At 44.7% G+C, this 16266-nt stretch carries 13 protein-coding genes and 1 tRNA gene; 13 read left to right on the top strand and 1 reads right to left on the bottom strand.

Annotation, left to right across the window (positions count from 1 at the left end; all coding sequences use genetic code 11):
* Positions 1-77: 77 nt before the first annotated feature.
* The 12 genes from FLB61_RS03340 (at position 78) to pflA (ending at position 13888) form a co-directional block, all read left to right on the top strand.
* Positions 78-1151 (top strand): ABC transporter permease, encoded by a 1074-nt coding sequence (locus tag FLB61_RS03340; RefSeq protein ID WP_087203280.1) that lies wholly within the window; start codon positions 78-80, stop codon positions 1149-1151.
* Positions 1151-1930, top strand: a complete 780-nt coding sequence (locus FLB61_RS03335) for an ABC transporter ATP-binding protein (protein WP_087203279.1) — start codon at positions 1151-1153, stop codon at positions 1928-1930. The genes FLB61_RS03340 and FLB61_RS03335 overlap by 1 nt, the downstream gene beginning before the upstream one ends.
* 83 nt (positions 1931-2013) lie before the next feature.
* On the top strand, positions 2014-3165 hold the full coding sequence (locus FLB61_RS03330) for an ABC transporter substrate-binding protein (protein WP_221919395.1): 1152 nt from the start codon (positions 2014-2016) through the stop codon (positions 3163-3165).
* 242 nt (positions 3166-3407) lie between these two features.
* A complete protein-coding gene (locus tag FLB61_RS03325; protein ID WP_221919394.1) occupies positions 3408-5765 on the top strand; it encodes an AAA family ATPase in 2358 nt (785 codons plus the stop codon).
* 132 nt (positions 5766-5897) lie between these two features.
* Positions 5898-7811: a 1,4-alpha-glucan branching protein GlgB gene (gene glgB / locus FLB61_RS03320; RefSeq protein ID WP_087203276.1), complete on the top strand. Its 1914-nt coding sequence runs from the start codon at positions 5898-5900 to the stop codon at positions 7809-7811.
* A gap of 72 nt (positions 7812-7883) precedes the next feature.
* Positions 7884-8492, top strand: coding sequence for a tRNA 5-(aminomethyl)-2-thiouridylate-methyltransferase MnmM (gene mnmM, locus FLB61_RS03315; RefSeq protein WP_221919393.1), 609 nt, complete (start codon positions 7884-7886; stop codon positions 8490-8492).
* A 39-nt stretch (positions 8493-8531) separates the two neighbouring features.
* Positions 8532-9308, top strand: a complete 777-nt coding sequence (locus FLB61_RS03310) for a ZIP family metal transporter (RefSeq protein ID WP_221919392.1) — start codon at positions 8532-8534, stop codon at positions 9306-9308.
* 27 nt (positions 9309-9335) lie between these two features.
* Positions 9336-9983: a tRNA (guanosine(46)-N7)-methyltransferase TrmB gene (gene trmB, locus FLB61_RS03305; RefSeq protein WP_221919391.1), complete on the top strand. Its 648-nt coding sequence runs from the start codon at positions 9336-9338 to the stop codon at positions 9981-9983.
* 381 nt (positions 9984-10364) lie between these two features.
* A tRNA-Lys gene (locus FLB61_RS03300) sits at positions 10365-10437 on the top strand.
* Between the two features lie 337 nt (positions 10438-10774).
* Entirely contained in the window at positions 10775-12859 is a 2085-nt protein-coding gene (pflB, locus tag FLB61_RS03295; RefSeq protein ID WP_087203272.1) for a formate C-acetyltransferase, read from the top strand.
* A 23-nt stretch (positions 12860-12882) separates the two neighbouring features.
* Positions 12883-13125, top strand: coding sequence for an autonomous glycyl radical cofactor GrcA3 (grcA3, locus tag FLB61_RS03290; RefSeq protein WP_087203271.1), 243 nt, complete (start codon positions 12883-12885; stop codon positions 13123-13125).
* The gene (gene pflA / locus FLB61_RS03285) at positions 13115-13888 is read left to right on the top strand and encodes a pyruvate formate-lyase-activating protein (protein WP_405121558.1); all 774 of its coding nucleotides are present in this window, start codon (positions 13115-13117) and stop codon (positions 13886-13888) included. The genes grcA3 and pflA overlap by 11 nt, the downstream gene beginning before the upstream one ends.
* 79 nt (positions 13889-13967) lie before the next feature.
* On the opposite strand, the gene FLB61_RS03280 is transcribed toward pflA, so the two are convergent.
* On the bottom strand, positions 13968-15419 hold the full coding sequence (locus tag FLB61_RS03280; RefSeq protein ID WP_221919390.1) for a hypothetical protein: 1452 nt from the start codon (positions 15417-15419) through the stop codon (positions 13968-13970).
* A gap of 303 nt (positions 15420-15722) precedes the next feature.
* Between FLB61_RS03280 and FLB61_RS03275 the strand changes: the two genes are divergently transcribed.
* Positions 15723-16220: a GNAT family N-acetyltransferase gene (locus FLB61_RS03275; RefSeq protein ID WP_221919389.1), complete on the top strand. Its 498-nt coding sequence runs from the start codon at positions 15723-15725 to the stop codon at positions 16218-16220.
* Positions 16221-16266: the final 46 nt, after the last annotated feature.

Below are 16266 nucleotides of genomic sequence, written 5' to 3'. Positions count from 1 at the left end.
CCTATGGCATAATACTTTTGCAAATGACCAGTTTTCCTGTAATTAAGATGGAATGTGTGAAATAAGGAGTACATGTGATGGGAATTAACAAAGATTCAAACAAAAAGAAAAGTGCGGGCACCACAAACCTTGCGCAGTTGACACGACAGCAGCTTCGGGATCTAGAAACAAAAGAAAAGACAGTCGGACAAAAAGTGCTGGATGGGATCATCATGGTATTTCCAGTAGTCTGCGGTATAATTGCGATTCTTGAGTATCTAATAGTCCCAAATGGAAGCAGCAATGACAATCCCAATACTTACTTGGGAGCATTGATAGTATTTCTCTGTGCGTACATTTGCTATGGGCTTATTGCACTGATAAATAAGCTCAGAGGAAGTAAACTTGTTCTAGAAAAGTTCCGTTACAGAGCGCCGCTGTTTTCAGCATTGTTTCTGCTGTTGGCAGGGTACGATTATTTGACATTAAAGACAGGGATATTTACTCAACCTTTTGTTCCGTGTATGAACGCAATTCTTAATATTGCCTGGATCGACCGTGCATATCTGATAGAATCCACACTTCACACATTGCGACTTTTATTCCTGGGATATTTTATAGGGGTTTTTCTTGGTCTTATTACCGGGATAACATGCGGATATTCCAGGAAAGTGCGTTATTGGATAGATCCGATCATCAAATTTCTCGGTCCGATCCCAACGTCAACATGGATTCCGATTATTATGGTTATCGCGACATCTCTTTTTGGCGGTGCAGTGTTTATTATCGCTTTGGGCTCCTGGTTTGCAGTAACGGTAGCTTCTATGACTGGAATTTCTAATGTGGATAAAGATTTTTTTGAAGCGGCTAGGACGCTGGGGGCAAAGGAGAGGCAGCTCGTGTTTCGCGTTGCAATCCCGCATGCGATGCCTTCCATCCTGCAGGGATGTACACAGGCCATGAGTTCAGCTTGTACTGCGATCATGATCGCGGAAATGATGGGAGTAAAGGCTGGGCTCGGATGGTATATGACATGGGCAAAATCGTGGTCAAGCTATGATAAGATGTTTGCGGCTCTGTTTGTGATCTGTATCATTTTCACAGTTGTGACAAAGATTCTTGATTTAATCAAACGCCGTGTATTACGTTGGCAGAATGGAGTTGTAAAATAATGGCAAAAAAAAAGAAAGTTACATTAAAACTGGATCATGTGTCCAAAAGTTTTGCAAAAATAGAAAATGATGAAGTTACGCATGCGCTTAATGAAATCGATCTTACAATGGAAAGCGGAGAGTTTATCAGTCTTGTAGGGCCATCTGGCTGCGGAAAATCTACAATTTTGCGCCTTGTAGCGGGACTGATCGCACCGACTACCGGAAAGGTTACTGTGGATGGCAAGGAAATCGTGGAACCATCTCCGGAAAGAGGGATGGTTTTTCAAAAGCCAACGCTTTTTCCGTGGCTTACAGTAAAGGATAACATTGCTTTTAGCCTGAAAATGCAGGGGAAACTGAGGGGAAATGAGGAGAAAGTAGAGACAATGCTCAAAGTTATCGGACTTGAGAATTTCCGGGATGATTATCCGGGACAGTTATCAGGGGGAATGGCGCAGAGAGTGGCTCTTGTCCGCTCTTTGATTAATGAACCAGATATCCTCCTGCTGGATGAGCCTTTGGGAGCACTAGATGCCTTTACACGTATGAATATGCAGGATGAGATTCTGAAAATCTGGCAGGAAAAGGGGCAGCTTGCCATCATGGTCACACACGATGTGGACGAAGCTATCTATATGGGAACCCGTGTGATTGTCATGGATGCCAATCCGGGGCGTGTTGTAGCGAATATCAAAATATCGGAAAAGTATCCGAGAGATCGGTCATCGGAGACATTTGTTCGATATCGAAATGAAATATTGAACAGGCTGCACTTTGGAGGGAACAGGGCAGACTGATTTCATGACGTTTCTGGAAACCAGGAATGAAATATATTCCGGTTTTGGAATAAATATTTTAGGAAAATAAAGGAGAAAAGAAAATGAAACTGAAAAAAGTTGCGGCAGTTGCGATGGTTGCTGTGTTAGCATTTTCCATGGCTGCATGTGGACAGAATGACAGCAAAGACAAGGCTGCATCCGGGAAAACAACAGAGAGCAAAAATGTGGAGCGTCCGGAAGCAGTGCCGGAGGAAGATTGGGAAGCTATGAAAAAAGAACCAGCTTTCGGCACAGAGCTTCAATATCTGTTTAATGGGGGAGCATGTGTATCTGCAAAATATCTGGCAGAACAGCTTGGATATTATGAAGAGTACGGAATCAATGCGACTTATGTTCAAGGTGGATCTGTTGTGGAGACAGTAGGAACAGGAAAGTGTATGTGGGGAACTGATCATATTGCAACAATGCTCGTTCCTGTAACGAACGGGGTAAAAATGACATTCGTCTGCGGAGCACATATTGGATGTAAATCTATTTATGTCCCGGCAGACAGTGACATTAAGACAGTACAAGATCTGAAAGGAAAAAGGATCGCTATTCACGATGGTCCGGGAAATTCTGATCAGAACATCAGTTATCGGCTGCTGGATGAGTACGGTATTGATCCGACTACAGAGGTGGAATTTCCGAATATCGAGGACAATGCTGCGACAGTGGCAGCGATGGAAAATGGTGAAGTGGATGCATCTATCTTCTCAGATTATTTTGTGATGGCAAATTACAAAGATAAGATGAGAAGCATCTGTTCCATCACATATAGCCCAGAGTTTCAGGATGAAGCATGTTGCGTGACAGCCATGAACACTGAATTCCTCAAAAAGAACCCGGTTCATGCCAAATATATAGTAAAAGCGATCAAACGCGCTGGAGAATATGCGCGACTTCAGTCAGAAGAGGCGGTACAGCTCATGTATGATACAGATAAAATGACAGGCGAAAAAGAAGTACAGCAGGAATTCTGGGATTCTCTTCATTTCGGGTTGTCTGATGCCTTCACTGAACAGGCGCTCCATGAAATTGCAGAAGATTATCTGCGTCTTGGAATTATTGAGAAAAAAGATCTGACAGTAGAAGAAATTATGGATATGGCATGGACAGAGGTGTGTCCGGATGCAGAGATGGAAGGTCTTACAGTAGGTGATCCGGTAGAACCGGAAAATCCAGTTCTTCCGATCAAACAAAAAGGAGAATAGACAATCAAAAAACGATAAAAGGAGAAAGAATCTGTGTGCTGCTTGACGGGAGCTGGCATGCAGATTTTTTCTGTTTTCAAAACGACGCTGTAAATATAAAAATTTAATAAATTTGTAATATTTGAGAAAAAAAACGAGGCCATTATTTTGACATTGAAAGTCTGGTATGGTACACTAAGAAAATAAAAAGTATGCCTTTTTGGCCAGAAGGAAATGTAAATAATTAATAGAGGTGAGTGACGTTGGATAAATACGAATACCGTGAAAAGACGGAACAGATGATGAAATACGTCGAAGCAAAGTCTTATAGGGAAGCGAAAGAGATCGCAGACACGATTGATTGGAGAAGAGTGAAGAATGCTCCCACTCTGTGTACGGTAAGTGAGATTTATGAGTGTAACGCAGACTTTGAAAAGAGCAGAGAGATTCTGTTTATTGCCTACGACAGAAGTCCGGGGAGCAGAAAAATCGTATATCGGCTCGGGACTCTCGCGCTTCGTCTTGGGGAGACAGATGAAGCGATGGACTGTTATGAAGAGTTTGTGCGGATTGCACCGAAGGATCCGAATCAGTACATACTAAAATATAAAATTCAGAAAGAACAGGGGGCTCCGATAGAGGAGCAGATCAAGACCCTTGAAGAATTTAAGAAAGCTGAGTATATTGAAAAATGGGCGTATGAGCTGGCTGAGCTGTATGACCGCGCAGGTATGGCGGAAGAATGTATGGAAGAGTGCGATGACCTGATATTGTGGTTCAGCGAAGGCGTTTACGTTCAGAAAGCGATGGAGCTGAAGATGAAACACAAGCCGCTCACACCGCAGCAGCAGGGGAAATATGACAGGGCAGAAGAAAAGCGGGAAGAAAGCGTGCAGGAGCAGAAGGAAGACTGGACGGAAACCATTTTGAAAGCAGCAGATACGACAGAAACGCTGGAAGATGCTTTTTGGCTTGGTATGGCAGTTGCCAGCAAAAAGCCAATAGATGAAGTGAAGAAATTGGCGGGAAAAGGAGAAGAGGACGTGTACGAGACAGGTCGGCTGAAAATTGAAGAGATTCTTCAGCAATGGGAAGAAAAACAGCGCAGAAATGCAGAGATAATTGAAGAGAAAAGAAGAGAGGCAGAGCAGAAAGCTGCAGAAGAGAAGCAGAAAGTTTCTGGTAATACAGAAAAGATTCTTTCAGATGACATTCAGAAACTGCTCGCAGAAATGGAAAGCGAAGACGAGAAAAACGGTGTCACAGCAGAACCGGAGGATGAAGTTTCTCAGTTGTCTGAAGTGTTGAAAGAAGAGTCAGACGAAGATGAAATGGCTGAAGAACAAGCGAAGGTAGAGGAAACGGCTGAAGAATCAGGGGAAACTGCGGAGGAAGAGGAAGAGTCCGAAGAAGAGTATTCAGAAGAAGAGTACGACGAAGAAGAGTATCCGGAAGAGGAATACGACGACGAAGAATATCCGGAAGAGGAGTACGACGAAGAAGAGTATCCGGAAGAGGAGTACGACGAAGAAGAGTATCCGGAAGAGGAATACGACGAAGAAGAATATCCGGAAGAAGAGTACGACGAAGAAGAATATCCAGAAGAGGAGTACGACGAAGAAGAGTATTCGGAAGAGGAATACGACGAAGAAGAATATCCAGAAGAGGAGTACGACGAAGAGCAGAATGAAGAGGAAGATATCTTCGCGAAAGTGCCGGAGACAGAGGAAGTGCTTGAAATTGAAGAGCCAGATGAGGAAGATGCTACATCTTCATCTCCGGGCGGTGTGTCTTTCGATACCGGATTTGTCGTGCAGGGAAGATATGATCTGAGCGCCACAAGTGAGATCGGGCTCAAAGCAGGGCTTACAGAAGAACAGAAAAAATTGTTTTCCTACTTTGTACCGATCAGGGGAATGAGTGAGCAGATCGTGCATGTACTGGAACAGGATAAGACATGTAAAAAGAGATATGGGACATCACGTACCGGCAATATCCTTGTGATAGGACATAAAGGATCCGGAAAAACGGTGCTTGCAGTGGATCTTGTCAAAGCGATACAAAAGCAGAGAAAAATGAAACAGGGAAAGGTTGCGATCATTACAGGAGATGCGCTGAACCAGAAAAATCTGGAAGCCATCATCCAGAAACTTCAGGGCGGAGCTCTGATCATTGAGAAAGCATGTAAGATGAATAAGAAGACGCTGTCCCATCTGAGCAGTCTTATGGAAGAACAGACTGGAGAAATGCTTTTTATACTGGAAGAAGAGAGACGTCCTCTTGAAAAAATGCTTTCTGCAAATCCGGACTTTAAACGGAAATTTACATCCCGTGTAGAACTTCCTATTTTCATCAACGATGAACTTGTTACATTTGGACAGACCTACGCCAAAGAAAACGGTTATACTATCGACGAGATGGGAATTCTGGCATTGTACAGCAGGATTGACGTGATGCAGAAGGAGGATCATTTCGTTACAGTTGCGGAAGTTAAGGAAATCATGGATGAAGCCATTGCACATTCTCAGAAGGCAAATGTGAAACACCTGATGAAGAGAGTGTTCAGAAAGAGTACGGATGAATCAGATCGGATCATTCTGAAAGAAGATGATTTCAAATAAGATAATCGACAAAACTTGTGAAAAATGACGAAAAGAGTTTTAACAAAATGAAAAACTTTGTTAAAACTCTTTCTTTTTGATAAAGCCTCAAGTATAATAAACGTATGACTTTAGATATGAGAAGGTGAAATCATGGCGAGGACAAAAAAGAAAAAAGTATATGAAATAGGCGAATTGGATCAGTACTTGTTCGGTCAGGGAACGCATTATGATTTATATAAAAAAATGGGCTCTCATCTGGTTGTGGATGGAAAGAAAAAGGGAGTTTATTTTGCGGTGTGGGCCCCGAATGCAAAGGCAGTTTCTGTCGTGGGAGATTTTAATGGATGGGACAGAGACAAGCACCCAATGGAGCGGGAAGAACCTCTCGGTATCTATACATGTTTTATCAAAGACATGAAGGAAGGAGAGCTGTACAAGTACTGCATAGAGACGCAGAAGGGAGAGCTTCTCTACAAAGCAGATCCTTTTGCAAATTATGCGGAAGTGCGTCCGGGTACGGCGTCCAGAGTGCATGATATATCCGGGATCAAGTGGACGGACAGCGTGTGGATGGAAGCGCGCAAGAATTGGAATATAGACGAGTCTCCGATGTCTATATATGAGGCTCATATCGGTTCCTGGAAGCAGCATCCGGGCGAAGAGGAAGAACGTTTCTACAATTACCGGGAGTTTGCGAGGGAAGCGGTAAAATATATGAAAGAGATGGGATATACCCATATCGAGCTGATCGGGATCGCGGAACACCCGTTTGACGGATCCTGGGGCTATCAGGTAACCGGATATTTTGCTCCGACATCCAGATACGGTACACCGGAAGATTTTGCGTACATGATCAACTATTTCCACCGCAATAAGATCGGTGTTATTTTGGACTGGGTACCGGCGCATTTTCCAAGAGATGCACATGGGCTTGCAGATTTTGACGGTACAGCAGTATACGAATACGCGGATCCGAGGAAAGGAGAACACCCGGATTGGGGAACAAAGATTTTTGACTATGGTAAGGCGGAAGTGAAGAACTTCCTTATCAGCAATGCATTGTTCTGGATGGAAACCTTCCATGTGGACGGGCTTCGTGTGGATGCAGTGGCATCGATGCTGTACCTGGATTACGGCAAGCAGAATGGACAGTGGGTGCCGAATAAATACGGAGGAAATCAGAATCTGGAGGCCATCGAATTCTTTAAGCACCTCAATTCTGTAGTATTGGGCAGAAACCCTGGCACCCTTATGATTGCAGAAGAGTCTACAGCCTGGCCGAAAGTAACCGGAAATCCGGAGGACGACGGGCTTGGATTCAGCTTGAAATGGAATATGGGCTGGATGCATGATTTCCTGGAATATATGAAACTGGATCCATATTTCCGGAAAGAGCACCACAATCAGATGACATTTGCCATGACTTATGCGTACAGTGAAAAATACATACTTGTTCTTTCTCACGATGAAGTGGTCCATTTGAAGTGTTCTATGCTCAACAAGATGCCAGGACTTGGATTTGATAAATATGCAAATCTGAAGGTTGGTTATGCATTTATGATGGGCCATCCGGGAAAGAAGCTTTTGTTTATGGGTCAGGATTTCGCTCAGCTTCGGGAGTGGAGCGAGGAAAGGGAGCTTGACTGGTATCTCCTTGCGGAACCGGAGCACCAGGCGGTTCAGGCTTTTATGCGGGATCTTTTGAAATTATACCGGAAAAATAAGGCGATGTATGAACAGGATACGAATGGATATGGATTTGAGTGGGTCAATGCAAACGACGGATACAGAAGTATTTTCAGTTTTATACGTCATTCCAAATATAATAAAAAGAATCTGCTTTTCGTCTGCAATTTTACACCGATGGAGTGGGCGGACTACCGGGTAGGAGTTCCGAGAAGGAAGCAGTATAAACTGATTCTGAACAGTGATGATAAGCAGTATGGAGGAAAAGGAGAAGAGAGACCTCTTGTCTATAAAGCGATCAAGCAGGAATGTGATGGAAGACCATATTCTTTCGCGTACAAACTGCCTCCGTACGGAGTAGCTGTATTTGAATTTTAAAAGTGCAGGGAGCGCACAGAAAAGTGTGCTCCTTCTTTTTATGATTTTGCAATAATAATGAAGGAGAAGACGATGAAGAACTACCAAATCACAGAGTGGTGCAGCCATTTTATCAGACAGCAGGTAAAAGAAGGGGATTTCTGTATTGACGCCACAGTCGGGAATGGAAACGACACGGTGCTGTTGTGCGAACTGGCAGGAAGTAAAGGGAAAGTAGCCGGTTTCGATATACAGGAAAAAGCTGTTGAGGAGACGAGGACAAGGTTAAAAGAGAGGGGGCTGGATTCAGGAGCCAAACTTTTCTGCTGCGGGCATGAACGGATGGAAGAATGCCTGAGATCAGATCCGGACTGCGCCAAGATGACGGAACGAGCAGAAGACGGATATGGGAAAGTATCGTGTATTGTTTTTAATTTCGGTTATCTGCCGGGAGGCGACCACAAGATTGCCACAAAGGCGGAGAGCAGCGTGGAAGCAATCCGCCAGGGGCTTACTCTTCTTGAGAAAAACGGCATGATGAGTCTTTGCATTTACAGCGGAGGAGACAGCGGATTTGAGGAGCGGGATCGGATTTTGGCCTATCTGAAAGGGCTTGACAGCAGGAAATATCTCGTTATAATGAGTTCATATTACAATCGTCCAAATAACCCGCCGATCCCGGCGATGATCATTCGGCTTTGAGATGGCGGAGAAGGGGATTAAGACAGGAGGATAATAGACATGGAGATTTTTGTGGGACTGCTGCTCCCTTTTCTCGGCACAGCACTTGGGGCGGGGTGTGTGTTCTTTTTGAAGGGACAGATCAAGCCTTTGGTACAGAAGACACTGCTTGGATTTGCATCTGGAGTTATGGTGGCAGCTTCGGTATGGTCCCTTCTCATTCCGGCTATGGATATGTCGGAGGGTATGGGGAAACTGGCCTTCATTCCTGCGGCTGTGGGACTGCTTTTAGGGGTTGCGTTTCTGCTTTTGCTTGACAGGGCCATTCCACATCTTCACATAGGCGCAGAGAAAGCGGAGGGGCCGAAGTGTGCTCTGAAGAAGACGACGATGCTGGTGCTCGCAGTCACGTTACATAACATTCCGGAAGGGATGGCAGTAGGGGTAGTGTTCGCAGGAATGCTGTCTGGTACGGAGACGATGACGGCGGCAGGAGCTTTTGCGCTGGCGCTTGGTATCGCGATACAAAACTTTCCGGAAGGAGCGATCATCTCCCTTCCGCTGAAAAGTGAAGGAACAGGGAAGGGGAAAGCCTTTTTCTACGGAATGCTCTCCGGGGCGGTGGAGCCGGTCAGCGCATTTGTTACGATCATGCTTGCGCGTTTTATTACACCGGTGCTGCCTTATCTGCTTGCGTTCGCGGCGGGGGCGATGATTTATGTGGTTGTGGAAGAACTGATCCCGGAGGCAAGCGAAGGAGAACACAGCAATATCGGAACAATCGGCTTTGCAGCCGGATTTGTCTTGATGATGATACTTGACGTGGCGCTGGGATAAAGCGGAAAAGAGATAAAGGAGAGAGAAATGAGACTTCGAAACATACCAAGAGCAGGGGAGACACTGGCCTCCCATGATTATGTGATAAAAGAAGAAAGAAAATGGAAAGGCTGTTGGAAAGAGGTGTTTGGAAATGACTATCCTGTGCGTATCGAAATCGGCATGGGGAAGGGGCAGTTTCTGATGACGCTGGCTTTACAGAATCCAGAGATCAACTATATCGGGATAGAGCGGTATTCCAGTGTTCTTCTTCGTGCAGTAGAACGCCTGGACGCTATGGAGGAGCAACCGGATAACATCCGATTCATCTGTATGGATGCGGCTGAGATCGAGGAGGTATTTGGGCCGGAAGAAGTGGACCGTATTTATCTCAATTTTTCTGACCCGTGGCCGAAGGCGCGGCACGCCAAGCGCAGACTGACCTCCACAGCCTACTGGCCAAGATATGACAAGATACTGAAAAAGGACGGCGTTGTGGAATTCAAAACGGACAATCAGGGATTGTTTTCCTTTTCATTGGAACAGGCAGAGGAGGCCGGATGGAAAATTTTATCCAGTACATTTGACCTGCACAACAATGAAGAGATGAATAAAGGCAACGTCATGACAGAGTACGAAGAGAAATTTTCGCAAAAAGGCAATCCAATCTGCAAACTGATCGCTTCCAGAGAGTAGTGACATGAAAGAGGGCTTCTGCATAGAATGTTAAAGAGACACTCTGAAAGAAGGGATGGCATGGGGAGAAGGGGCAGGAAAAAAATCTGTTGGAAATGTGGATGTTTCTGCTATGACAACCGATGGTGGAATCAGAAGATCAGGATTATTGTGGGATCCTGCGAAGAATTGCACCGGATTTTGAATCCCCACTGCAATTCCTGCAGAAAAGAAAAGGACTGCGGGAAATAGGAGACAGCCCTGTACCGAGAGAACGCGGTATGGGGCATCTGCCATGCCAAATGAAAAAAATAAAAAAATATAAAAATTTGCTTGCATTTTTGAAAAATATGTAATATAATACTTCTTGCGTTAAGCAATAATTAAAACTTCACAGCGCACGCGCGATTAGCTCAGTTGGTAGAGCACCTGACTCTTAATCAGGGTGTCCAGGGTTCGAGCCCCTGATCGCGCATTTAGAAATCACTGTTTTTGGAGACTATAAAGCTCCGGGGGCGGTGGTTTTTTTGATGTCCGGAAAATTTTGGAGAGAAATGATCTCTGGATAATAGCCAGTGTCTAGTATGGATATCTGTTTAAAAGGAAATAAAATAGATAAGGGAGAATAGAGGAAAAAGCGGGTTTTGTATTTTTTCCTATACAATCGGTAGGGATTTTGGCAAAGCGCAGTATTGTTCGTAAAATAGTACAGGAAACCGCATTGACACGGTTTTCACAAATCAGCTATAATAGCTCCAAGAAACGGTTATCGTTTTACGCTATAGGGTTTAATTTTGAAGGAGGATTATCGCATGAGAAAAGAATGGGAATCTTTTCGAGGAGGAATCTGGGAAAAAGAAATCAATGTAAGAGATTTCATCCAAAAAAACTATACGCCGTATGAAGGAGACGACAGTTTCCTCGTAGGGCCGACAGAAGATACAAAAGCTTTGTGGGCGCAGGTAATGGATTTATCTGAACAGGAACGCGCAAAAGGCGGAGTCCTGGATATGGACACAAAGATTATTTCCACTATCACTTCCCATGGACCGGGATATCTTGACAAAGCTAAGGAAAAAATCGTAGGGTTCCAGACGGACAAGCCGTTTAAGCGTTCCCTGCAGCCTTACGGAGGTATCCGTATGGCAATGAAAGCATGTGAAGAAAACGGATATCATGTGGATCCGGCAATCGTGGAATTCTTCACAAAACACAGAAAAACACATAACGACGGTGTGTTTGATGCTTATACTCCGGAAATGCGCGCATGCCGTTCCAGCCATATCATCACAGGGCTTCCGGATGCATACGGACGCGGACGTATCATCGGCGACTACAGAAGAGTTGCGCTGTATGGTGTAGACAGACTGATCGAAGACAAGCAGCATCAGAAAGATTCAACGAGAACGATCATGTACTCTGATGTTACAAGAGAAAGGGAAGAACTTTCTGAACAGATCAAAGCGTTAAAAGAATTAAAAGAACTTGGTCAGATTTACGGATTTGATATTTCCAGACCGGCCGAAAACGTACAGGAAGCGATCCAGTGGCTGTATTTCGGATATCTCGCTGCTATCAAAGAACAGAACGGTGCGGCAATGTCTCTTGGACGTACTTCCACATTTATCGATATCTATGCAGAACGTGACCTGAAGAATGGTACATTCACAGAAGAACAGATTCAGGAATTCGTTGACCATTTCATCATGAAGCTTCGTCTTGTGAAATTTGCAAGAACTCCGGAATACAATGCGCTGTTCTCCGGAGACCCGACATGGGTAACAGAATCCATCGGTGGTATGGGAATCGACGGGCGTCCGATGGTAACAAAGATGTCTTATCGTTACCTGCACACACTGCAGAACCTCGGCACAGCGCCGGAACCGAACCTGACAGTTCTCTGGTCCACAAGACTTCCGGAAAACTTCAAGCGTTTCTGTGCAAAGACATCTATCGAGTCTTCATCCATTCAGTATGAGAATGACGACCTGATGAGAGTGACACACGGAGATGACTATGCGATCGCATGCTGCGTATCCTCCATGCGTGTAGGTAAGGAGATGCAGTTCTTCGGAGCACGTGCAAACCTTGCAAAGTGTCTCCTTTATGCGATCAACGGCGGTGTGGATGAAATCTCCAAGAAACAGGTTGGACCGAAGTACCGTCCGATCACATCCGAATACCTTGATTACGATGAAGTTATGGACAAGTTCAAAGATATGATGAAGTGGCTTGCTCAGGTATATGTAAATGCTCTGAATATCATTCACTACATGCATGACAAGTACTGCTACGAAAGAATCCAGATGGCGCTTCATGATAAGAAGGTAACACGCTGGTTCGCGACAGGTATCGCAGGACTTTCCGTAGTGGCAGACTCCCTGTCCGCGATCAAGTACGCAAAGGTAAAGACGGTCCGCGATGAAAACGGAATTGTTGTGGATTATCAGGTAGAAGGAGATTTCCCGAAATACGGAAACGATGATGACCGTGCAGATGAGATCGCTTACGATATCGTTCATCAGTTCATGGCTTATGTAAAAGGAAACCACACATACCGTGGAGGTATCCCGACAACATCTATTCTTACAATCACATCAAACGTTGTGTATGGTAAGAATACAGGTTCTACACCGGATGGAAGAAAGGGTGGAGAACCGTTCGCACCGGGAGCAAACCCGATGCACCACAGAGACAGCCATGGTGCAGTAGCATCTTTAAGCTCTGTGTCCAAACTGCCATTCAAAGATGCACAGGATGGTATTTCCAATACATTCTCCATCATTCCGGGAGCACTTGGAAAAGATGATGCAATTCTTTTTGACGACATCGCATTTGAACTGGAACCGGACTGCGCATGCTGTGAACCGAATGCGTCTTTAGATAGTGAAGAATAGATCGATTAAAGGAGGACGACAATATGAAAATCAGTGAAGCTCAGATTGATAACCTTGTAGGATTGCTGGATGGATACGCTGAAAAGGGCGGACACCATTTAAATGTCAATGTGTTTACAAAAGAAACGCTTCTGGATGCTCAGGCTCATCCGGAAAAATATCCGCAGCTTACTGTACGTGTATCCGGATATGCAGTAAACTTCAATAAGCTGACAAAAGAGCAGCAGGACGAGGTTATTTCCAGAACATTCCATGATGAAATGTAATCCAGAAGAACAAAAGGGATATATCCATTCGACAGAGAGTTTCGGGACCGTGGACGGTCCCGGAATTCGTTTTGTCATATTTTTTCAGGGCTGTCCGCTGCGGTGCAAATACTGCCACAATCCGGATACCTGGCAGCCGAACCAGGGAAATAAGATGACAGTGGGCGAGCTTTTGGAATTGTATCAACACAACGAACGGTTCTATCAAAAAGGCGGGATTACCGCTACCGGTGGAGAACCGCTCATGCAGCTTGCGTTTCTCACTGCACTTTTTACAGAAGCAAAGAAGCGAGGGATCCATACATGTCTTGACACTTCCGGTATTGTATATACGAAATCAAAAAGGGAAGAGTTTGAAAAACTGTTCGCAGTGACAGATCTGGTGCTCTTGGATGTAAAGCACAGTGATCCAAAAGGTCATAAGGAGTTAACCGGGCAGGATCAGGAGCCGGTGCTTGCGTTTGCAAAAGCGCTGGAAGAGGCCAGGGTTCCGATGATCGTAAGGCATGTCATCGTTCCGGGAATCACGGACGGGAAAGAAGAGCTTGCGGCCCTTGGACATTTGATCGGAAAATTCCGTAATTTGAAAGGACTGGAAGTGCTTCCGTATCACACCATGGGAGAGAAGAAATACGAACAGCTCGGCATTCCGTATCCACTTCGCGGAGTGGAAGCCATGGACAAAAAAGAGGCGGGCAAAGCCAGAGAACTTTTGCTGAAGATCATCATGGAAGAACGGAAAAACATGATGAACAAAAAATAGAAATAGAACAGGAAGCAATAAGAAAAAGCAGGAACGAATCTCCTGCTTTTTCCATATACTCTATATGAAAAGATGCTCCTTATTCGATGCGGGAGACCTCTTCTGTCAAGAATTTAGACAGGATCCCAAAGACTTCATCTTCTGGGTAGAACAGATCGTCATCCAGATTCTCGCAGAAATCGGAAAAGGCGAAGAGAAGGCTCGGTTCTGTGATATCCAGGCAGATGAGCTGACCAGATTCGGCGGACGGGAACATCAGGTAACCACAGCGCTGGTTGATGTACATGAACAGCTCGTTGTCGATGTTGCCGATATTTTTTCTCAGGAGTTTCAAATATTTTCCCGGACAGAGCCGCAGAAACCGTTTCACGAGAAGGATGCGGTCGGAAGGTTCGATGGCCCGGTAAATACTTTCCGGGTATTCCGGTATACGGCCTGTTTTCAGAAAGCGTCGTATCCCATCCAAAGAAAAGATGAAGTAAAGAGGCGATTCCTCCAACGTTTTTCGGATCCTGTGGATGTGGGAAGTGACTAAATCGATGGTCGCATCCCGATTCGGGAGCTCCTTCAGGATGTAACGCTCCAGAAAATGATCTGGAATACTGTATGTAAGGCACGGAATCATCTGCAGGCTGAAGGTATGGTCAGGTACCGGTGTGAGATTGCGGAAGTACTGTATCTGAGAGGCGACATCTTCCATCCGGACAGCCAGAGAGGAGACCTTTTTCAGATACCCTTCATAGAGTTCTCTGAAGAAAGAAAGCATTTCCGGCGTCTTAATTATGATACCTGACTGCATGTCTCTTGCCAGCAAGAAAACGTGTGTGGACGTAAGGATCAGGTAAGGGAATAAAAGCAGCTCCCCCGTACTGTCCAGCAATGTGCCGTAATAGTAGTAAACATTATAAAGACAGGCGCAGGAGTAGAGAGGAAGAATCTGTTTTAGACAAAAAAGATTATAGTTCTGCTTGTCTGGACCGATTTTCTCACTATTGTTAAAGCAGATGATGTGATCCATCTTAAGCGTCGGATTTCTGTAAGCTATGGAAGCCAGAAGTTCCGTCAAAAACGGGGAATCCGGCTGAATCAGAAGACGGATATGTGCATCCTGCCGACGAGACTCCAGAAAAAGAATGTGAAAGAGCAGGTGGCGGATCTCATTCTTCCCGGTCACGGCTATCGTGTCTGTGGAGTCCGAAAGACAAGGGAGCGGCTGCGGTGGCAGCAGATGCTCTGGTTCGGAGTACTTTTCAAAATTTTCGAAAAGCTCCAGCACTGCTTTTCGCCGAAAATAATTGTCATATCCTTCGGTAGAAATTTTGTAGGCCTCTACAAAGTCCTCTTTTTCCTGTGGGGTCAGACGCAAGTATTCTGCCATGCCAAGAACAGGCTCCGCGGAAGCAGGGATACGGGAGCCTTTGATGATCTTGTACATAAAGGAACGTTCCAGACCGCAATATTGCGCCATATCGTTTGGTTTTACGGATTTTGCGGCAATATGCCGACTGAGTATATCTGAAAAAATGCTCATAAGATTCTCCTTTGTAAATGATATTCTCCATTATAATGAAAGGCTGACCAAAAAGCTATTGAATAATTATGAAAATTTTTTGTCCACTTTTATGTCCACATGAGAAAAGCTATAGATAAATAGGGGAAGAAATGATAAAATATATTTCGTCAAGGGAATGAGAGTGGGAGATAGTGATAATTGAAGAAATATCACATCAAACGACACAAGTTGAGAAATTTGTGGTATGATGAAAAACGAATCTGCAGGGGTTCGTTTTTTTCTTTTGTTGTAAAAAATTTAATATGATAGGAGATATGAGACATGGAAAATACAAAGATCACAATAAGAAATGCAAGACAAGAGGAAGGGGAGGAGCTTGCGCAGATCGAGACTGCATGTTTCCCGACAGGGGAAGCTGCAAAAGAAAAAGATATTCTGGAAAGACTCAGTGCTTTTCCGGAAAAGTTTTTTGTGGCGGAAGAAGAAGGGAAACTGGTGGGATTTATCGACGGAGCAGTCACAGATGAGCCGTGCTTGCCGGATGAGATGTACCATGATATCAGCCTGCACAGTCCGCAAGGAGCGTACCAGACAGTGTTTGGGCTGGATGTGCTGCCTGAGTACCGGTGCAGAGGAATTGCAGGAATGCTCCTGGAAAAGATGATTGCAGCTGCTAAGGAAGAAGGGAAAAAAGGGGTTGTGCTTACCTGCAAAGACCATTTAATCCATTATTACGAAAAGTTCGGATTTGTGCATTATGGAAAGGCAGATTCCACACACGGGGGAGCCGAGTGGAATGATATGAAGCTTTACTTTTAGACATTTTCTTTGACGCATTTTTTTCCTATGCTATAATGAAGATAAG

The organism is Sellimonas caecigallum (genome assembly GCF_019754295.1).
GTDB classification, from domain to species: domain Bacteria; phylum Bacillota; class Clostridia; order Lachnospirales; family Lachnospiraceae; genus Sellimonas; species Sellimonas caecigallum.
This window is presented reverse-complemented; position numbering and strand designations above follow the sequence as displayed.